Below are 19,074 nucleotides of genomic sequence, written 5' to 3'. Positions count from 1 at the left end.
TACAATACGTTAAAAACTTTGTTGGGTTGTAAAAAATATGTATTTTTGCAACCCAATTTTTATGTCATAATATAATGAATATTACAAGAGAGAACATTGATGCATTAAATGCTGTAGTAAAAGTAGATATCGCTAAAGACGATTATAGCGATAAAGTTGAGAAAATCTTATCGGATTACAGAATAACAGCAAACATTCCTGGTTTTAGAAAAGGTCACGTACCAATGGGAATGGTAAAAAAACAATACGGAAAAGCTGTGTTGGTTGACGAAGTAAACAAGTTATTACAGGAAGCATTAAATAAATATTTAACAGAAGAAAAATTAGATGTTTTAGGGCATCCAATTCCAAAACCACAAGATAATCTGGATTGGGATTCTGAAAAATTGTCTTTTGAATTTGAACTTGGTTTGGCCCCAGAATTTAATGTAGAATTAAAAAGCAAAAAAGCCATTACAAGCTATACCATTGTTGCTGGAGATGAAATGATTGAAGATCAAATTAAAAACATCCAAAAGCAATACGGAAAATTAAAATCGCAAACAGAAGTTACCAAAGACAGCGAAGTTACTGGTACTTTTAAAAACGATGAAAAAGGCATTGAAAACACAGTAACCTTAACCTTGGACAAATTTAAAGGTAAAGCTACCGAAAAGAAATTTGTTGGAGCCAAAGTAGGAGATGTTATTACCTTAAAAACAAAAGGACTTTATAACGACGATCACGAATTAATGCATGCTCTTAAATTAGGACATGATGAGGTTCACGATTTGGATATTGAGGTAACATTTACCATAACGGAAATCAATGAGCGTGAATTGGCAGATTTGGATCAAGAGCTGTTTGATAAATTATTTGGTAAAGATGTTGTAAAATCTGTTACAGAATTAAAGGAAAAAATAAAAGAAGATGCTGAAAAGCAATTCAAACAGCAAGCAGACCAGAAACTGTTGAACGATGTTACTGAATATCTTGTTGAAAACACGAAATTTGATTTGCCAGCTGAATTCCTAACCAAATGGATGCAAACAGCAGGAGAAAATCAACTAACGGAAGATGAAGCCAAAGAAGAATACGAAAAGTCTGAAAAAAGCTTACGTTATCAATTGATTGAAGGAAAACTAATTACCGAGAACAATATTCAGGTAACCATGGATGATATAAAAAACCATGCCAAGGAAATGATTAAAGCGCAAATGGCTCAATTTGGTCAAATGAATCCTTCAGATAAAGAATTGGAAGATATTGCAGCTCGTGTATTGTCAAATCAAGATGAAGCTAGGAGAATTTCAGAACAAATTATCAGTCAGAAATTATTGGAGCTTTATAAAGAAAAAGCAAATCTTAAAACCAAAGAACTTACTTACGAGGCATTTGTGAAAGAAGTTTATGGCGACAAATAAGCAGTTCATTCACATTCTTGAAAATAGCACAGACCTTGTGTAAGTGTTAACAAAGTTTTAAAGAATAAATCCTTATATTTAGGCGTTGAAATTTGTAATTTTAACGCCTTTTTAATTCAATTTAATTATATCAAGACATTTATGGACTACGCAAAAGAATTTGAAAAATTCGCTATAAAAGACCAAGGGATCAGCAGTACGTATTACAATAAGATTATAAGTAGTATGTACCCAACAAACCTAACCCCTAACATTATTGAAGAACGCCAAATGAATATCGCCATCTTCGATGTGTTTTCCCGTTTAATGATGGATCGTATTATTTTCCTGGGAACAGGAATTAACGATCAAGTAGCTAACATAATTCAAGCACAACTCTTGTTTTTGGAAAGTACCGACTCTTCTAAAGACATTCAAATATATATTAATTCTCCAGGAGGATCTGTGTATGCAGGACTTGGCATTTATGATACCATGCAGTTCATTAAACCAGATGTTGCTACTATTTGTACAGGAATGGCTGCCTCCATGGGAGCCGTTTTGTTATGTGCTGGAGAAAAAGGAAAACGAAGTGGCTTAACGCATTCTCGTGTCATGATTCACCAACCCTTAGGTGGTGCTCAAGGTCAAGCGAGTGATATAGAAATTACTGCTAGGGAAATACTTATTCTAAAAGAAGAACTTTACAAGATAATAAGTAAACATTCTGGACAGGATTACGACAAAGTATATAAAGATAGTGACAGGGATTATTGGATGAAAGCCGATAAAGCCAAAGAATACGGAATGATTGATGAAATTTTAGTACGTAGCTAAATTAAATTTAAATGTTGTTTAAAGTGCAGTCAAGACATTTTTTTAGAATGGATTCTTCGCTGTGTTCTGAATAATATAATAATGCAAATATTGAACAAAGTAAAGGTTATAAGTGGATGTTGATTTTTTAAAACTATTAACTCTCTTTTACTTTTAACTTTGAACCTTAAACTTAAAGAATGGCAAAGGAAGATTTAGAATGTTCGTTTTGTGGTAGGAAAAAGCCAGAAACAAATTTATTGATAGCAGGATTGGACGCACATATATGCGACCGATGTATCGAGCAAGCTCATGGCATTGTTTTGGAAGAATCTAAACAAAGCGATAAGAGTGAACTCTCTGCCGAACTCATGTTGCGCAAACCACAGCAAATCAAGGAGTTTTTAGACGAGTATATTATTGGCCAGGAAACCACTAAAAAAGTGATGTCTGTGGCTGTTTACAACCACTACAAGAGACTTTTGCAGCCTCCAAGCGATGACGATATTGAAATTCAAAAATCAAATATCATCATGGTTGGGCAAACAGGAACAGGAAAAACCTTGATGGCAAAAACCATAGCCAAAATGCTTAATGTGCCTCTGGCCATTGTAGATGCTACGGTTTTGACCGAAGCTGGTTATGTAGGTGAAGATGTAGAGAGCATTTTAACCCGTTTATTGCAAGCAGCAGAATACAATTTGGACAAAGCCGAAAAAGGGATTGTGTTTATTGACGAGATAGATAAAATTGCCCGTAAAAGCGATAATCCATCAATAACAAGGGATGTCTCTGGCGAAGGAGTACAACAAGCTCTATTAAAACTATTAGAAGGAACTGTTGTAAACGTACCACCAAAAGGAGGACGCAAGCATCCAGACCAAAAGTTTATTGAGGTTAATACTGAAAATATTTTATTTATAGCTGGAGGTGCTTTCGATGGCATTGAAAAAGTAATATCCAAACGCTTGAACATGCAAGCTGTTGGTTATAGCGCTTCCATGTCTGATGAACGTGTGGATCAAAGTAATTTACTGCAATACATTATTCCAAAAGATTTAAAGGATTTTGGCTTAATTCCAGAAATTATTGGTCGTTTGCCAGTGTTAACTTATATGGATCCTTTAGACGCTAAAACTCTAAGAGCCATTTTAACAGAACCTAAAAATGCCATTATCAAACAATACAAAAAATTGTTTGCCATGGACGAAATAGATTTTAGCATTACAGATGGCGCATTAGACTTTATAGTTGAAAAAGCCATAGAATACAAGTTAGGTGCTAGAGGTTTACGCTCTTTATGCGAAGAGATTTTAACCGATGCCATGTTCGAGTTGCCTAGTACAGACGAAAAAGAAATAAAGGTAACAAAGGCCTATGCCGAAGAGAAATTATCTAAAACAACTATTAAGAAACTGAAAGCTGTTTCTTAAAAAACAACTACATGTTTATAAAAAAGTCATTTGTAACAATTTTACGAATGACTTTTTTGTTTAAAATAATTATAAAACTCAATATTCATAAATATCAACAACAAGCCATAAACAGAGTCTTCAATTGGAATATTGCTTATTCTAATACCAAGATTTTCAGCATCGTTATACCAAACAATAGGTTCAACCAAAAAACTGCCTGTTAATACGCCATTGCTTAAAAAGAAAAAGGGCATTACAAATAGATAACTTAAGTAATGTAAAGACAAGTCTGTTTTTTTGTAGATTAAAAACATCAAATAGAAACTAGCAGAAAAAAATGTAACAGGCGTATATAATTTGTTATAATTAATAATAGCTATAACTAATAAAATTGCTGCTAGTGTATAAGAAATAAAGGTTTGTGATTTCTGCAAAATATTGGTTTTAAAAAAGTATTGAAATGCAAAGTAGCTAAACACACAAGCATAAGGAATACAAATAAAAAACAAGACTTCTTCCAAAGGTAAATTCCCAATGTGGATGCCTATTAAATAAGTCTCGTTAAAACCCCAAACTCCTAACTTTGTAAAAATAGCATCCCAAACAACAAATAAAAGAGTTACTATAAGATTGGCTTTTAAAAAGGACTTCCAATCTTTATAAAAAGCATGTTTTGGATAAAAACTAGCAATGAAAGGGATTGATATACAAGCTATATTAACCAATAAATAGGTGTAAGCTTCCATAGGTTATTTGTATTGGTTGTGGTATTTTTTGGGAACAAACAGCATTCCAAAACACTCGCCCTTTTCTTTCCCAAGATGTTTGTGATGTACCTTATGTGCTTTGCGCAAGCCTAAAAGAAATTTGTTTTTGGTGTTTTTAAACCATTTAAAACGTTGATGTATCAACACATCGTGAATTAAAAAATATGTTAGGCCGTATAAAAAAATACCCAAACCAATAAAAAACATAAAATTGAGTTCTGGAACAGCCCCAAAATAAAAGAGCAAAATACTTGGAATAGCGAAAATCACAAAAAAAGCATCGTTTTTTTCAAACACATGTGGATACTTTGGTTGGTGATGATCGGCGTGTAAATACCATAAAAACCCATGCATCACATATTTATGTGTAAGCCAAGTAACCAATTCCATAAGGGAAAAAGTGCCAAGTGTAATAACTGTGTATAATAGAATAATCATATTGAAAGTTACTGATTTTTAGTTTAAAAAAAGTTCAATTTATATCTGATGTATGATTTTGTAAGAATAAACACCTTTAAACCGTTTGAGATTCGAATGCGTCCACTCAAGATTTTTTCAGAATCGGCTTTTTTAAGTTTTTTAAGCAATTTTAAATAATATCTATAAGCTATATAAACTCCAAATCGGCTTTCTAAAGGCAGTTGTACAATCCCTTTATAGGCTTCTTTTAAGTCTATGTTTATGTCATCAATAATTTCTTCCTTTGTAGCGTTGTTCAAAATATTGTTGGACAGATTAGGAAAATACGAGCGTCCCAATTGTTCCATGTCGTCTTTAATGTCCCTTAAAAAATTAACTTTCTGAAAAGCAGATCCCAAATGCCTGGCCGAATCTTTTAAGGCGTTGAATTTGGCTTCATCATTATTTACAAAAACACGTAAACACATTAGGCCAACCACATCTGCAGAGCCATATATATAATTTTCATAAGCCTCCTTGGTTGTGTAATCCGTTACATATAGATCGGCTTCCATACGCTTTAAAAAATCGTCAGCATAGGTATGTAAATTATAATTATGCACAACTTCTTGAAAAGCATTAATAATTGGATTCAAACTTATTTTTCTGTCTAAGGATTTTTTATAGTCCTCAACAAAATCATGGAATAATTCTTTTTGGTTATAACCTTCAAAGGAATCTACAATTTCATCTGCATATCGAACAAACCCATATATAGCATAAATATGCGGACGTATGGATGGAGCAAATAACTTGATGCCCAAAGAAAACGACGTGCTATAGGCATTGGTAACAATTTTGCTGCATTTTAAGCTTGAGGAGTCGAATAACTGTTTCATCTGTTTATATTTATTGTTTTTTATCGATCATATGTAACATCCATGCGATCATTCCTTTGTGTGATTAAATTTTAGTGATGGATGTTTCATGTTAATGATATTTTAAAATTAAGTCACTTACAATCTTCCCGGAAATTAAAGAAGGAGGCACTCCAGGTCCTGGAACGGTAAGTTGTCCACAGAAGTATAGGTTGTTCACTTTCTTGCTTTTAAGTTTGGGCCTTAACACATGTGTTTGTGTAAGTGTGTTTGCCAATCCGTATGCGTTCCCTTTGTAAGAATGGTAATCTTCTTTAAAGTTATTGACACAGTACGATTCTTTAAAAAGGATATGTTTTTTTACAGACTCTCCTGTAATGGTTTCTATTCTATCCATAAGTTGATTGAAATAATGTTCCCGTATTTCTGGTGTGTCTTCAACGTCTGGAGCAATTGGGATTAAAAAAATACCAGCTTCTTTTCCTTCTGGAGCAGTGGTAGCATCTGTAATGCTTGGAAAACTAGCATAAAACAAAGGTTTTTCTGCCCATTCCTTGGTATCGTAAATGGTTTTGGCATGAGCTTCAAAATCTGTGTCAAAAAACAAGGTATGATGCGAAACGTTCTGGAGTTTTTTATTAAACCCTACGTAAAACAATAACGCAGAAGGGGCAAATGTTTTTTTGTCCCAATAAGATTCGGAGTACTGTCTTAAAGCCTTGGGCAATAGGGTTTCTGTGTGGTGGTAATCGGCTCCACTCAATAAAATATCACAAGGGAAATAACTTGAGTTGGTGGTTACACCTGTAACCGATTTGTTTTTTATTTCTATGTTTTCTACCTCACTGTCTGTTATTATTTTCACACCCAAACTTTGTGCAAGTGTTGTCATGGCTTTCACCACTTCGTACATGCCACCTTTGGGATGCCATGTTCCCAATTTGAAATCGGCGTAATTCATAAAATTGTAAAATGAAGGCGTGTTGCTAGGTTTAGCACCTAAGAACAATACTGGAAATTCTAGTATTTTTTGAAGCTGTTTGCTTTTAACATAACCAGAAACCTGATGTTTAATAGTTAGCACAAACTCATACAGCTTTAAAAAGGTTTTGTGGTTTATAATTTCAAAAACATGTTCTCCAGGCTTATAAACCAAGTCCTTTATGGCAATGTTATAATTTCTATGGGCTTTATTGATGAATTTTTGAAGTTTGGCTCCACTGCCTTTTTCAATATTCTCAAAAGTTTGTTTTATATCCTCAAAATTATCGGCAATGGATATGGAATCTTTTTTTCCAAAGTATATTTGATAGGCAGGATGTAATTTGTTTAAGCTGTAAAAATTGGATGAATGAGTGTTGAAATCTTTAAAAAAGCGTTCAAAAACATCTGGCATCCAATAAAACGTAGGCCCAATATCGAAAACAAAACCGTCTTTTTTTAGTTGTCTTGCTCTTCCACCAGTAGTTTTGTTTTTTTCCAATACAGTAACATCAAAGCCATGTTTTGCTAAATAACAAGAAGCTGAAAGGGAGGAAAAACCAGAACCGATTATGACAATTTTTTTTGTTTTCATTTATAATTTTTAATTGAGTAAACCGACAGCCAGAAAGGCTGCCGGCTCACATCTAGCTAACTAAAACCTATTTCAATATGAATTTGAAATATATTTTTTGAATTGAGATTCCTTATAAATTAGGAATCATTACTTTGTTAATTACGTGTATAACACCATTTCCTGCTTGAACATCTACTGCAATAATTCCAATATCTGAAGCTCCAGAGCCATCTGTAATATTGGCAATGTTATCACCAGCTCCTGGAAGTGTAATGGTCATGTTGTCTCCTTGAAGCGTTGCAGCTGTGGTATCTCCAGGATTGTTTAGCATACTGGATGTTACATTGGCTTCGCCTATTACATGGTGTAATAATACTTGTGTCAATACGGCTTCGCCTGGCACAGATTCCAAAGCATCAAAGGCATCGTTTGTTGGTGCAAAAACGGTAAAGTTAGGATTGATTCCGTCGGCATTGCTTCCTTCTGTTCTAGATAAGATGGCTGCAAAATCTGTTCCTGGTGTTAAATCTGTCAATGCTGTCACTAAGGTAGAGAAATTTGGGTCTGCAGCAGCAAACGTCACTACTGTAGGAATGCCAATTACAGTTTCTACGGCATGGATAATACCATTGGTTCCAACAATATCAGCTTCAAAAACAGTAGAAATGCCATTAAAAGTCACACCACTTGAAGTATTAAAGTATAAACTCATTGGGTTTCCACCAGCTCCAGTTGCAGCGGTGTTGGTATATCCTGAACCTGCATCAACCAAGAAACTGGATGTTACGGTTGAACCTATAATAACATGGTTTAATAAAATTTGAGATAAAACGGCAGTGTTTACATCACCTAGAGCTGTTCCATCCAAAAAGGTTGCAAAAGCATCGTTATCTGGTGCCAATACTGTAAAAGGACCAGCTCCTTTTAATACGTTAACCAAATCGCCATCGGCAGCTCCCAAGGCTGTCACCAAACTTGTAAATGATGGGTTTGCTATAGCATGATCCACTATGTCTGGTAAGCCCAATACACCATTAATAATGTGTATGGTTCCGTTGGACGCATCAATATCTGCTGTAGATACAGATGCAGCATTGTTAAATCTTACACCATTTGTGGTGTCAAAAAAGATACTGATGTTTTGATCTCCTGCTCCAGTAGCGCTTCCTTTAGCATAGCCTGAACCAGCTGCTATTAAATCGCTTGATGTCACATCAGACATGATAACGTGGTTTAATAAAATTTGCGAAAGTACATCTGTTGGTACTTGATCTAAGGAACTAAATCCATTGTCAGCTAGAAAAGCTGTAAACGCTGCGTTTGTAGGAGCAAGAACCGTAAAAGGGCCATTGCCACTTAAAACATTTACCAAATCGCCATCAGCTCTGGAAAGAGCAGCAACCAAAGTGGAAAGTTCTGGAGTGTCTAATGCCAACTCAACAATGTTTTTTTCCATTGGAGGTGTTGGTGTTGGATTGTTGTCGTCATCATTACTACATGAAGTAATAAATAATGAGACACATAATAATACGAGTAAAGAGAGTCTTGTTTTCATTTTTGTCTATTTTTAATAATTAAAACTTGGACAAATATATAAAAACTATTAACTTTGTCAAAGAAAATCAAAAAAAAGTTAGACAAAATAAATTTTATTTATATTCTTTAGATGAATTTTTTGTTTAACTTTGCTTTGTAAAACATTAGACATGAGTGTATATACTATGGCGCAAATAGTGGCTTTAACAGGTGTTAAGGCACATACGTTGCGAAAGTGGGAAACCAGATATAATTTTTTGGAACCAGAGAGAACAGATACCAACATCAGGTATTATTCAGACAAACAACTGAAAAAATTAATGAATATTGGAATTCTTACCCGAAATGGTTATCGAATTTCCAAAATAGATAAGATGTCTGATGAAGAAATTCACAAACATATAGCTACAACCTTAATTGAAAGTTCCGAGGAAGATGATATTAGTGCTTTAATTATTAGTGCGCTTGAGATGGATGAAGTGACTTTTGATAGTATCCTTAAGGAACAAATTGTTAAAAGAGGCCTTTTGCAAACCACAACCCAAATAATCTATCCTTTCTTAAATCAAATTGGAGTTCTATGGGGAATTAACAAAGTCATGCCTGCTCAAGAGCATTTTGTTTCTAATTTAATCAAGAAAAAAATGTTTGCTGCCATTGATACCTTGCCATACCCTAAAGAGGATGCTCCAGTTATCTTGATGTTTTTAACTGAAAATGAACATCATGAAATAGGTCTTTTACTGGCTTATTATATGGCTAGGGATTTAGGTTGGAAAGTATATTATTTAGGTCAAAATGTGCCTACGGAGAATATTCAACAAGTCATTGACATAGTTAAACCCAATGCCATGTTGTCTATGTTTATAACTCCAACCCAGGAATCGATTAAAACAAAACTGGATGCTATTTTGGAACAGACCAATTTGCCGTATTGGGTTTCTGGTAATCCTGCTGTAATAGAAGATGTTATGGAAGATGATCGTATCGGATTTATATCCAAACCAGATGATTTAATATTAAAATTGAAACAAATTGATTAAAGTTCGTTATATATACGTATAATAAAAAACCACTCAAATTGAGTGGTTTTTTATTTAGGGTGTATGGATGTTAATTAATAATTTGACACTATATTTTTTTGAAATATGCCTAAATGCTAAATGGAATTTTGCGCTTGAAAACAACATCCAACTGGTATTTATTTTTTTGATATAAATACCAGAGATATGATATTGTTAGTAATTAATAGCATGGTAAAACTAGTATTTTATATGTAAGAAAAAAATGACTAAGTCCATTTTTAGATAAAGCACAAAAAATACTCGATATAAATATTTTTTTTACTTTTTTTTCCGATTAAAAACCTCCTATTTATTTAAATCCAATAAGGCATCCATGTAATCCCTATTGTTTGAAAGTCTTGGGACTTTATGTTGTCCGCCTAGTTTGTTGTTTTGTTTTAGCCAATCGTAAAACAGCTGTTCCCTGGCAATATGGATGGTGGGTTTGTTCAAGGTCATGTTGTTGTATCGTTTGGCTTCGTAATCGGAGTTTAAGGCTTTTAACGCATTGTCAAACAATTCGTTAAAATAGTTTATATCAGTAGGTGGTTTTTTAAATTCAATCAACCATTCGTGAGCTCCTTTTTCCTTGCCTTTCATAAAAATAGGAGCAGCAGTATAATCCACAATTTCGGCTTTGGTTTTTTTGCATACCTTCTTTAAAGCGTCTTCGGCATTTTCTATAATTAGTTCTTCCCCAAAAGCATTAATGTGGTGTTTGGTCCTGCCAGATACTTTAATCCTATAAGGGTTTGTTGAGGTAAACCTAACCGTATCGCCAATTTTATAACGCCAAAGTCCAGCATTGGTAGTAATAACAACGGCATAATTTTTATCGGTTTCAACCTCACTTAGTGGAATAATTTTTTCGTTTGTGGTACCATAGGTATCCATAGGGATAAATTCGTAAAAAATACCATAATCCAGCATAAGCAGTAACTCACTGGAATTGTTTTGGTCCTGTATGGCAAAAAAACCTTCCGAAGCATTATAAATTTCATAATACCTAAAATCTTTTTTTGGTAAAATATTTTTGTATTGCTCTTTATAGGGAAGGAAACTAACACCTCCATGAAAGTAAACTTCCAGATTGGGCCAAATATCAAATAAATTGTTTTTTCCGGTAGTCTCCAAAACATTGTTAAGCAGCACGAGCATCCAGGATGGTACACCAGCCAAGCTGGTAACATTTTCCTGTATGGTTTCGTCCACAATGGCTTGCATTTTTTCTTCCCAATTGCTCATGAGTGAAACCTTGTTGCTTGGTGTGCTACTAAATTCTGCCCAAAAAGGCATGTTATCTATCAAGATAGCCGATAGATCGCCAAACGTGGTTCCGTTTTCTTTGTAAAGTTCTTTGCTGCCTCCCAGTCGCAAGCTCTTACCTGTAAATAATTGGGAGTTTTCGTTGTTGTTTAAATACATGCATAATAAATCCTTGCTAGCTGCGTAATGGCAGTCTTCCAATGAGTCTTCGCTAACAGGAATAAATTTGCTTTTGGCATTGGTGGTACCACTGGATTTTGCAAACCACTTAATGGGTTGTGGCCAAAAGATATTGTTTTCGCCCAAACGTGAACGTTCAATGTTTTGTTGATACTCCTCGTACGTGGAGATTGGAACCCGTTCAGCAAAGGTTTTGTAATCGGTAATGGATTCAAAACCATATTGTTTGCCAATTTCAGTGTCTTTAGCCTTGTTAATAAGTTGTAAAAGCAATTCTTGTTGTACTTCATTGGGATATTTTAAAAACAGTTCTATTTGATGGAACCGCTTTTTTAAAAACCAGGAAGCAATAGAATTTACTATGGGTATTGGCATATTTGCATGATGTTTTAAAAAATAAAAATAATACTTTTTTTATGAAATGGGTATCAAAAAGTCACATTTAGAGCTTTCCTAGTGAATGTTTAAAAATTTGATACAAATTTCTTAATGTCGTGAAATTTTTATCCTATTTTTAGAAATAAAAAATTTAAACGAATGACTTACCAAGGTGTTTTAACAAAAATGAAAACGGAATTTTCTGAGCCTATTCAGTATTATTTAGTGTTTGAGACAGACTTTATTCACATAAATCAGTTGTTGGAAAAAACCATACGTATTCAATTTGTGAAACATCAATGTTTAAATTGTGGTTTGGATAAGCCCATCTTCCGACAAGGATTTTGCAAAAGTTGTTTTTTTGATATTCCCCAAGCAGCCGATTGGATTATGAGGCCAGAATTAAGTACGGCTCATTTAGGCAAAGAGGATAGGGATCTTGCATATGAAAAACAAGTACAGTTACAGCCACATGTGGTGTATTTGGCAAATTCCAGTAATGTAAAAGTGGGAGTTACCAGAAAAAGCCAGATTCCTACCAGGTGGATTGATCAAGGAGCTCATGAAGCCATAGAAATTGTTGAAGTGCCTAACAGATATCTAGCTGGCATTACTGAAGTGGCTCTAAAGGATCATGTGGCAGATAAAACCAATTGGCGAACCATGTTAAAAAATGATATTGCAGATGAAGACTTGGTAAGTTGGAGAGAAAAACTAAAACAGTATATCCCTGACGAAGCCAAAGATTATTTTATTGCTTCAAATTCTGAAACAAATATTCAGTTTCCCGTGTTACAGTATCCAACAAAACCTAAAAGTTTAAATTTGGATAAAACCCCTAATTTTGAAGGGAAATTGGTAGGTGTTAAAGGGCAATATCTTATTTTTGAAGACAATACTGTTTTTAATATTCGTGGCAGTGAAGGGTATGTAGTGGCAATATCCTTAGTGTAAAATCAGTCTTTTTTTAATCGCATTTCCAAGTATTTGTTGGTAAAGCCAAGACTTTCATACAGTTTTATAGCTGGATTGTTGGGTTCTACATGCAAGGCAACATCACCTTCTAACAAAGCTATGGCTTCTTGTAGGAGCTTTTTGCCTATGCCTTTGCCTCTGGACTTTTTGTCTACGGCAATGTATACCAAGATGTTCTCAGGGATATAACCGTTCATGCCAGTTTTGTTAACAATGGTTATGCCCATAACCACCTTATGTTCTTTAATAAGCAAAACAAAACCTCCAAAAGAAGTTTCAATGTTTTTCACAGCGTAATCCAGGCATTTGGAAATATCTTCTTTGGTATCACTAAATTCCTGTAAATGCGTGTGTAAAAAATTTACAATGTTTTGTTTTTCTTCTTCTGAAGGTTTTGTATTGCAATCATATACTTTAAAAGAAAGCATATATCTGTTTTTAGATCTCTTCTTGATCTCTTAAGCTTTGAATATAGGCAGCTTTTTGCACTTGTCTTCTTCTTTTTACAGAAGGTTTGGTAAAAAACTGGTTCTCTCTAATATTCTGCATAATCTTCACATTTCTGTGTTTCTTTTTATAGCGCTTTAGAGCTCTGTCAATTTTTTCTCCTTCTTTTATTTCAATTTTTATCATGTGTTATATTTATTTTCTAGTTAAATAGTAAAGTTATGTAATTTTTATTTTTTCGACTCTCTTATATATGGTTTTGCAGTTTTTAAGGCGTTGATTATTGAGTTGTTTTGGAGTTACTGTTAAAAACGTCATAACACCCTTCAATTTATACACGCATAGTTCCCTTGGAAACCATCAATTTTAAATCCATAGGGATTATTGATATCATACTAGCCCAAATAGGTTCTCAATATCTTATTTTTTGAAGTGTGCCTTAACCTTCTAATCCCTTTTTCTTTTATTTGCCTTACACGTTCTCTGGTAAGTCCAAAGGTTTCGCCAATTTCTTCCAGGCTCATAGGCTGTTCGTTGTTTATGCCATAATACAGTCTAACCACATCTGCTTCTCTTTGCGATAAGGTATTTAAGGCTCTATTTACTTCCAAGTTCAACGAATCGTTCATAAGCGTTTTATCTGGGTTTGGTGACTCCCCAGATTTAACCACATCGTACAAGCTGGAATCTTCGCCTTCTTTTAAAGGTGCATCCATAGATAAATGGCGACCAGAATTTTTAAGGGACTGTTTTACATCGCTTACGGTCATTTCCAGCTCCTTGGCAATTTCTTCCGGACTTGGTGGTCGCTGATGTGCTTGCTCTAAATAGGAGTAGGCTTTGTTTATTTTATTTATAGATCCAATTTTGTTAAGTGGTAAACGTACAATCCTGGACTGTTCGGCCAAGGCCTGTAATATGGCTTGTCTAATCCACCAAACAGCATAGGAAATAAATTTAAATCCTCTGGTTTCATCAAAACGTTTGGCAGCTTTTACCAAACCTGCATTTCCTTCATTTATTAAATCGGGTAAGGTGAGTCCTTGATTTTGATATTGTTTTGCAACAGATACCACAAATCTCAAATTTGAAGTGGTTAACTTATCTAAAGCAAGTTGGTCTCCTTCCCGTATGCGTTGTGCCAACTCAACTTCTTCGTCGGCTGTGATTAATGGAAGTTTACTAATGTCTTGCAAATATTTGTCCAACGATTTGGACTCTCTATTTGTTACTTGCTTGGTGATTTTTAATTGCCTCATTCAGATTATTTTATAGTGTCAATCTATCAATGTAACCTTTTTGTTGACAAATCCAAATAAATGACCTTTTCTTTTCAAAAATTGGCTTGTAAACAACTGAAAATCAATAAAACTTAACAAATAATTAAGATTTGCTATTTTATGGAATCAGTCTTTTTGGACTTGTTTATAGACTCATTGAACAAATCTTTTACAGATTTAGGTTTGGTGTTGTTGGTGGAGTCTTTTGGTTTGCTACTGTTTCCTTTAATAATATCGTCCAACACGTTCTTAATGGGGTTGGAGGTTGGCTTGGTATTGTTGGTGGAGTCTTTTGGCGTGTTAGTGTTTGTTGATGGGTTGTTAACACCACCTAACAATTCCAGTATTTGATCTTTCCCTTTGTTTATTAGCTTTTGTTTTTCAATTTCAATAAGTTGTTTGGTAAGATTGGCAACACCACTCGTTAAATCGGTTTTTACATTTGGGCTGTTGAAGATTCCAGTAATATTTGCTGTTACAGGAATGGATAAGTTGTTAACTGCTTCATCGTCAATTTTTCCAATAAGCCTGTTAATGTCACTCCCTAAATATTTGGCTGGTACTTGAAAAACAGCTTTATAATCCATGGTGTTTGTAAAGCTATGCGATCCATTAATGGTAATATTTATATCCTGATATTTAATGTTAAAGGGCTTGATGTTTACCATGCCATTTTCAAAAGTCAAGTTGGTTTTTAGGTCTTTTAAATCCAGTTTACTGAAATCCACAAAACTCAAGGCATTGTTTAGTGCACTTACAAGGGCTTCGTTTTTAGGTTTGATTTCAGTAGTCTGTACTTCAGCAAAAGCATTTCCATTTATGCTATTTAAATCCGGAGTGAAATCACTGCCTAAATTTCCGGAAAGTGCAATGGTACTGTTTAACTTTCCTTGAAGTGCACTTGCAATTGGCGCCAAACTTTGAAGCAGTTCCAAATCGTTGAAAGATTGGGAAATATCAAATTGGTTCATGTCCAGGTTCATCATAAAGGTTGGTGTAGTAGTTGCTGTGTCCACATAACCATCCAGCAGGAGCTTTCCTTTAAAAATATCTGAACTCATGTTTCGTAATACGGCTTTTTCGTCTTTTACGTACAGATTACCTTTTACGTTGGACAAAGTTAAATTGTCATAATACACTGTTTTGGCGTCTGCATTTATTTTGCAATCCAAAAAGGCTGGAATTTTAAAGGTTTCGGTAGTTTTTGATGTTTGTTCTTCGTTGTTTTTAGTGTTTGAAGCTGTTTCTTTCATAAAATCGCTTAAGTAAAACGCGTTGGAATTTACTTGAAACTCACCTTCCAGTTTTTTGTCACTAAATACAAAACCCAGTAAATTATTAATGGTTCCATTGGCAGTTATGTCGCTTTTTCCAGTAGAAGCATCAAACTTATTCAGTTTAATGGTTCCAGGGTTGAAAACAATGGCAGCTTCTGAAATTACAATTGGGTTAACCAAGTCTTCCGAAGCATATTTGAAACCTCTGATATTTAGGTTTCCATTACTTTTTATACGCTGGTATGCATTGTTTTCTATGGCATCCATATCAAAACTTGCAGCTAGCTTGGCAGTTAGTATTCCGGTTAAATCTGTATCTAAATCTATAGGATAGGCTTTGCTCAGGTTTGCTAAGTTTAAAACACCATCCACATTGGCATCAACAGTCATATTGGTGGTAAGGTTTTTAATGACTGCCGAAGATTTAAAGACATCTTGATCAATTTTAAAATTCAAGGTTTGTAAATCCACATATGTATCGTCTGCATTTCCTGTAGTGTTTATTACCGAAGCGTTTATTGAAATGTCTTCCACGCGTTTTGGTAAATCGGGATATTTAAAACCTGCGTTATTTGAAACCATGTTAATGTCCAGGCTTGGAATGGTTTCTTCTGTCATCGTCCCTTTTATAATTCCTTTAATTTTAAAGTTCCCTGTGGTTTCCACTTGATCCAGGTTTTTGGAATAGGTTTTTGGGATAACTGCTAAGAAATCCCTAAAGTCCGAACCAGGATTTTCAAAACTAATGTCTATTTCCTGGCCTTCTTCCAGCAACTGCACATACCCTTGAAATTCCAATGGCAGTTGATTGATATAGGCTTTGTTTTCTTTAAAGGCATATTTATTATTGGCTAAATCCAAGCCAATTAAGGCATCCAACTTTATGTCGTTATTGCTTAAATATTCAGTGCTGTCTATTTTTAAACTCACTCTAGCACTGGTTTTTGTGTCTAATTGGGATACCTCTCCAGAAAACGTTCCTTTTCCGGAATGGTTCAATTCTGTAATATAAAATGCCATATTGGAACTTTCATCCAAATAGGTTAGTGCACTATTGTCTATGGCATAATCTTTTACGTCCAAGGTAAATCCTTTAGAGGAATCCTGAGCTGTTTCCGGTTGGTCTTCAGTATCCTTGAAAATATCGAAATTGGTTTCGCCTCTTTTGTTTGTTTTTAGGGTAATAAGAGCCTCATCCAAATAAATTTCGTTAACAACAATTGGGCCTTCATTGGCTTTTTTAAACAGTTCTTTAATGGACATGTCTAAGGAAATGGATTTTGCAGACGCCAAAGTCTCGTCTTTAAAAGGTTCGAAATTGGTGATCAACAAATCGGAAACACTCACCTGGGCTTGAGGAAAACTTCTTATAAAGCTAAGGTTCACATCGCTAAATTCTACATGCGCATTTAAGTTTTCGTTGATGGTTCGTTTTACTATTTCTTTAATTTTAGATTGAAAAACAAATGGGATGGCAATTAATAAGAGCAATATAGTCAATAAAGTAATTCCAATGATTTTGAATACTTTTTTCATGTATAGTGATTTTATGGTTATTGTAAGTATATACGTATAAAGTAGTACGAAAGTTGCTTAAAAACAAAAGTTTAATAAAACTTTAATAGTGTAACAAATCTAATAATTGGTTTGCTTTTAAGTTGACGGTTTTAAAATAGAGATTGTCTCGAAAAAGAAAAGATGTAACCAGCATGGTATTGAGGCAGTTGAAAACGACAGGAATTTTTAATATGTAATTTTTTCAGGTTCCTTTTAAATTGTGAATAAATAGGTTTGGTAAATATAAGCTATTAAATTTTCTTTTAGTTAATTTGTTTTTTCAATGGATACACGACGTAAAATTTACATTTCTTTAGGCAGTAACAAAGGCGACAGGTTAAAAAACCTGCAAGATGCCATTAATCTTATCTTTGAAAGAATTGGAAAAATAAACATCATTTCCAAGGTTTATAATTCGCCAGCTTTTGGTTTTGAAGGAAGCGATTTTTTGAATTGCTGTGTGATTTTTGAAACAGACATAGCTCCAGATGAGATCATGCTGGCTTTGCTAGAGATAGAAACGTCCATGGGAAGGGTAAGGGAAGCAAATGCAGGATACGAGTCCAGAACCATAGATTTGGACATCTTGTTTGTGGACGAAGACGTACTGGAAACCAAACTCCTGAAAGTGCCACACCCAGAATTGCACAAACGCAAATTTGTTTTAAAACCCTTATTGGAAATTGCTCCCAAACTAACGCATCCAACCTTGCACAAAAATGTGTACGATTTACTGGAGACATGCGAAGATACAAGTGTTTTGGAACCCATTAATATTTGGTTAAAAAACCCAAGCAAGCAATTTCAGTTTTCACACTATAATTACATAGCTATTGAAGGAAATATTGGCGCAGGAAAAACCAGTTTGGCAACTATGATCTCCAAGGATTTTAATGCCAAATTAATATTGGAACGTTTTGCTGAAAATCCGTTTTTGCCAAAATTCTACGAAGATGCCAAACGCTATGCCTTTACTCTGGAAATGTCTTTTTTAGCAGACAGATATCAACAAATCAGTGACGATTTATCGCAATTGGATTTGTTTAAGGATTTTATCATTAGCGATTACGATATTTTTAAATCCTTGATTTTCTCTAAAATCACCTTGCCGGAAGATGAATTTAAACTTTACAGAAAACTCTTCTACTTAATGTACAAGGATATTGCCAAACCAGAACTGTATGTGTATCTATATCAAAATACGGCTCGTTTGCAAGAAAACATTAAAAAGCGTGGTAGAGAATATGAACTGAATATTGAAAACGAATATTTAGATAAGATTAACTCTGGCTATTTGGAATTTTTAAAAAACCAATCGGAATTACACGTGAAAATCATTGATATTTCCGAAAGGGATTTTGTTGATAACCGAAAAGATTATCTTTGGATTTTGAATGAAATATGCAAAACCGATGATGCCAGATAGCATAAAGACTGTCAACGACAGATTGGTTGTTGGAATGAAGGCCAACATGAGTTTTAAAACCATGCAACAGGAAACAGGGAATTTGGCCAGACAGTTTATGCCCAGACGCAATGAAATTTCGTCCCGAATTGGTACACATGTGTTTTCCATACAGGATTTTGGCGATTTTTTATTGAAAAACATCACAGCACTAACTGAATTTGAAAAATGGGTTGGAGTGGAAGTTTCAAATTTCGATCATGTTCCTGAAGGTATGGAAACTCTTGTTTTAAAGGCAGGAACCTACGCTGTGTTTACTTATAAAGGAGCTATGCAGGATGTTTTAAAGTTTAAACAGTCTATTTTTAAGGACTGGTTGCCAAATTCAAATTACCAATTGGATACTAGAGCCCATTTTGAAATATTACCCGAAAATTATAGTAAGGATTTGCATGCAACTGAAGAAGATTTTTGGATTCCAATAAAATAATAAA

17 protein-coding genes are annotated in these 19,074 nt (G+C 34.3%); 7 read left to right on the top strand and 10 right to left on the bottom strand.

Going from position 1 to position 19,074, the window contains the following annotated elements; translation table 11 throughout:
* Nucleotides 1-74 precede the first annotated feature (74 nt).
* From tig to clpX, 3 genes are all read left to right on the top strand, one after another.
* Nucleotides 75-1,403, top strand: coding sequence for a trigger factor (tig, locus tag AACY93_RS04065; protein WP_287005817.1), 1,329 nt, complete (start codon nucleotides 75-77; stop codon nucleotides 1,401-1,403).
* A gap of 141 nt (nucleotides 1,404-1,544) precedes the next feature.
* The gene (clpP, locus tag AACY93_RS04060) at nucleotides 1,545-2,219 is read left to right on the top strand and encodes an ATP-dependent Clp endopeptidase proteolytic subunit ClpP (protein ID WP_007647864.1); all 675 of its coding nucleotides are present in this window, start codon (nucleotides 1,545-1,547) and stop codon (nucleotides 2,217-2,219) included.
* Between the two features lie 179 nt (nucleotides 2,220-2,398).
* Complete coding sequence (clpX, locus tag AACY93_RS04055) at nucleotides 2,399-3,631, top strand: ATP-dependent Clp protease ATP-binding subunit ClpX (RefSeq protein ID WP_007647866.1); 1,233 nt, start codon at nucleotides 2,399-2,401, stop codon at nucleotides 3,629-3,631.
* A 41-nt stretch (nucleotides 3,632-3,672) separates the two neighbouring features.
* Here clpX and AACY93_RS04050 read toward each other — a convergent pair whose 3' ends face one another.
* The 5 genes from AACY93_RS04050 to AACY93_RS04030 all read right to left on the bottom strand — a co-directional run bounded on the left by AACY93_RS04050 (nucleotide 3,673) and on the right by AACY93_RS04030 (nucleotide 8,770).
* On the bottom strand, nucleotides 3,673-4,359 hold the full coding sequence (locus AACY93_RS04050) for a lycopene cyclase domain-containing protein (RefSeq protein WP_287006356.1): 687 nt from the start codon (nucleotides 4,357-4,359) through the stop codon (nucleotides 3,673-3,675).
* A 3-nt stretch (nucleotides 4,360-4,362) separates the two neighbouring features.
* Entirely contained in the window at nucleotides 4,363-4,818 is a 456-nt protein-coding gene (locus tag AACY93_RS04045; RefSeq protein ID WP_007647885.1) for a sterol desaturase family protein, read from the bottom strand.
* Between the two features lie 23 nt (nucleotides 4,819-4,841).
* Entirely contained in the window at nucleotides 4,842-5,678 is an 837-nt protein-coding gene (locus AACY93_RS04040) for a phytoene/squalene synthase family protein (RefSeq protein ID WP_287006359.1), read from the bottom strand.
* A gap of 91 nt (nucleotides 5,679-5,769) precedes the next feature.
* Nucleotides 5,770-7,233 carry a phytoene desaturase family protein gene (crtI, locus tag AACY93_RS04035; protein ID WP_287006361.1) on the bottom strand — a complete coding sequence of 488 codons (1,464 nt, stop codon included), beginning with the start codon at nucleotides 7,231-7,233 and terminating at the stop codon, nucleotides 5,770-5,772.
* A 112-nt stretch (nucleotides 7,234-7,345) separates the two neighbouring features.
* The gene (locus AACY93_RS04030; RefSeq protein WP_287006362.1) at nucleotides 7,346-8,770 is read right to left on the bottom strand and encodes a fasciclin domain-containing protein; all 1,425 of its coding nucleotides are present in this window, start codon (nucleotides 8,768-8,770) and stop codon (nucleotides 7,346-7,348) included.
* 151 nt (nucleotides 8,771-8,921) lie between these two features.
* Between AACY93_RS04030 and AACY93_RS04025 the strand changes: the two genes are divergently transcribed.
* Nucleotides 8,922-9,794, top strand: coding sequence for a MerR family transcriptional regulator (locus AACY93_RS04025; RefSeq protein ID WP_339611225.1), 873 nt, complete (start codon nucleotides 8,922-8,924; stop codon nucleotides 9,792-9,794).
* 327 nt (nucleotides 9,795-10,121) lie between these two features.
* Here the strand turns inward: AACY93_RS04025 and AACY93_RS04020 are convergent, their stop codons facing one another.
* Nucleotides 10,122-11,636, bottom strand: coding sequence for a GH3 auxin-responsive promoter family protein (locus tag AACY93_RS04020; RefSeq protein WP_287006364.1), 1,515 nt, complete (start codon nucleotides 11,634-11,636; stop codon nucleotides 10,122-10,124).
* Between the two features lie 162 nt (nucleotides 11,637-11,798).
* Here AACY93_RS04020 and AACY93_RS04015 point away from each other — a divergent pair, with 162 nt between their 5' ends.
* Nucleotides 11,799-12,593: a DUF2797 domain-containing protein gene (locus AACY93_RS04015; RefSeq protein WP_287006366.1), complete on the top strand. Its 795-nt coding sequence runs from the start codon at nucleotides 11,799-11,801 to the stop codon at nucleotides 12,591-12,593.
* A gap of 2 nt (nucleotides 12,594-12,595) precedes the next feature.
* On the opposite strand, the gene AACY93_RS04010 is transcribed toward AACY93_RS04015, so the two are convergent.
* From AACY93_RS04010 to AACY93_RS03995, 4 genes are all read right to left on the bottom strand, one after another.
* The gene (locus tag AACY93_RS04010; RefSeq protein WP_287006367.1) at nucleotides 12,596-13,042 is read right to left on the bottom strand and encodes a GNAT family N-acetyltransferase; all 447 of its coding nucleotides are present in this window, start codon (nucleotides 13,040-13,042) and stop codon (nucleotides 12,596-12,598) included.
* A 10-nt stretch (nucleotides 13,043-13,052) separates the two neighbouring features.
* On the bottom strand, nucleotides 13,053-13,247 hold the full coding sequence (gene rpsU / locus AACY93_RS04005; protein WP_007647901.1) for a 30S ribosomal protein S21: 195 nt from the start codon (nucleotides 13,245-13,247) through the stop codon (nucleotides 13,053-13,055).
* Between the two features lie 209 nt (nucleotides 13,248-13,456).
* On the bottom strand, nucleotides 13,457-14,320 hold the full coding sequence (locus tag AACY93_RS04000) for an RNA polymerase sigma factor RpoD/SigA (RefSeq protein WP_287006369.1): 864 nt from the start codon (nucleotides 14,318-14,320) through the stop codon (nucleotides 13,457-13,459).
* Nucleotides 14,321-14,454: 134 nt separating this feature from the next.
* Nucleotides 14,455-17,154, bottom strand: a complete 2,700-nt coding sequence (locus AACY93_RS03995; protein ID WP_287006371.1) for an AsmA-like C-terminal region-containing protein — start codon at nucleotides 17,152-17,154, stop codon at nucleotides 14,455-14,457.
* Between the two features lie 304 nt (nucleotides 17,155-17,458).
* Here AACY93_RS03995 and folK point away from each other — a divergent pair, with 304 nt between their 5' ends.
* The gene (gene folK, locus AACY93_RS03990; protein ID WP_286854710.1) at nucleotides 17,459-18,601 is read left to right on the top strand and encodes a 2-amino-4-hydroxy-6-hydroxymethyldihydropteridine diphosphokinase; all 1,143 of its coding nucleotides are present in this window, start codon (nucleotides 17,459-17,461) and stop codon (nucleotides 18,599-18,601) included.
* Nucleotides 18,570-19,070, top strand: a complete 501-nt coding sequence (locus tag AACY93_RS03985; protein WP_287006373.1) for a GyrI-like domain-containing protein — start codon at nucleotides 18,570-18,572, stop codon at nucleotides 19,068-19,070. The genes folK and AACY93_RS03985 overlap by 32 nt, the downstream gene beginning before the upstream one ends.
* Nucleotides 19,071-19,074 lie beyond the last annotated feature (4 nt).

Origin of the sequence: uncultured Xanthomarina sp. (assembly GCF_963971605.1) — a bacterium.
Classification (GTDB): Bacteria; Bacteroidota; Bacteroidia; order Flavobacteriales; family Flavobacteriaceae; genus Xanthomarina; species Xanthomarina gelatinilytica.
This window is presented reverse-complemented; position numbering and strand designations above follow the sequence as displayed.

Bases quoted from the DNA above. Each gene is read 5' to 3' on its own strand.
- rpsU (WP_007647901.1), bottom strand. From the start codon at position 13,247: ATGATAAAAATTGAAATAAAAGAAGGAGAAAAAATTGACAGAGCTCTA.
- AACY93_RS04025 (WP_339611225.1), top strand. From the start codon at position 8,922: ATGAGTGTATATACTATGGCGCAAATAGTGGCTTTAACAGGTGTTAAG.
- clpP (WP_007647864.1), top strand. From the start codon at position 1,545: ATGGACTACGCAAAAGAATTTGAAAAATTCGCTATAAAAGACCAAGGG.
- AACY93_RS04000 (WP_287006369.1), bottom strand. From the start codon at position 14,320: ATGAGGCAATTAAAAATCACCAAGCAAGTAACAAATAGAGAGTCCAAA.
- AACY93_RS04030 (WP_287006362.1), bottom strand. From the start codon at position 8,770: ATGAAAACAAGACTCTCTTTACTCGTATTATTATGTGTCTCATTATTT.
- AACY93_RS04050 (WP_287006356.1), bottom strand. From the start codon at position 4,359: ATGGAAGCTTACACCTATTTATTGGTTAATATAGCTTGTATATCAATC.
- AACY93_RS04015 (WP_287006366.1), top strand. From the start codon at position 11,799: ATGACTTACCAAGGTGTTTTAACAAAAATGAAAACGGAATTTTCTGAG.
- AACY93_RS03995 (WP_287006371.1), bottom strand. From the start codon at position 17,154: ATGAAAAAAGTATTCAAAATCATTGGAATTACTTTATTGACTATATTG.
- tig (WP_287005817.1), top strand. From the start codon at position 75: ATGAATATTACAAGAGAGAACATTGATGCATTAAATGCTGTAGTAAAA.
- folK (WP_286854710.1), top strand. From the start codon at position 17,459: ATGGATACACGACGTAAAATTTACATTTCTTTAGGCAGTAACAAAGGC.
- crtI (WP_287006361.1), bottom strand. From the start codon at position 7,233: ATGAAAACAAAAAAAATTGTCATAATCGGTTCTGGTTTTTCCTCCCTT.
- AACY93_RS04020 (WP_287006364.1), bottom strand. From the start codon at position 11,636: ATGCCAATACCCATAGTAAATTCTATTGCTTCCTGGTTTTTAAAAAAG.
- AACY93_RS04040 (WP_287006359.1), bottom strand. From the start codon at position 5,678: ATGAAACAGTTATTCGACTCCTCAAGCTTAAAATGCAGCAAAATTGTT.
- clpX (WP_007647866.1), top strand. From the start codon at position 2,399: ATGGCAAAGGAAGATTTAGAATGTTCGTTTTGTGGTAGGAAAAAGCCA.
- AACY93_RS04045 (WP_007647885.1), bottom strand. From the start codon at position 4,818: ATGATTATTCTATTATACACAGTTATTACACTTGGCACTTTTTCCCTT.
- AACY93_RS04010 (WP_287006367.1), bottom strand. From the start codon at position 13,042: ATGCTTTCTTTTAAAGTATATGATTGCAATACAAAACCTTCAGAAGAA.
- AACY93_RS03985 (WP_287006373.1), top strand. From the start codon at position 18,570: ATGAAATATGCAAAACCGATGATGCCAGATAGCATAAAGACTGTCAAC.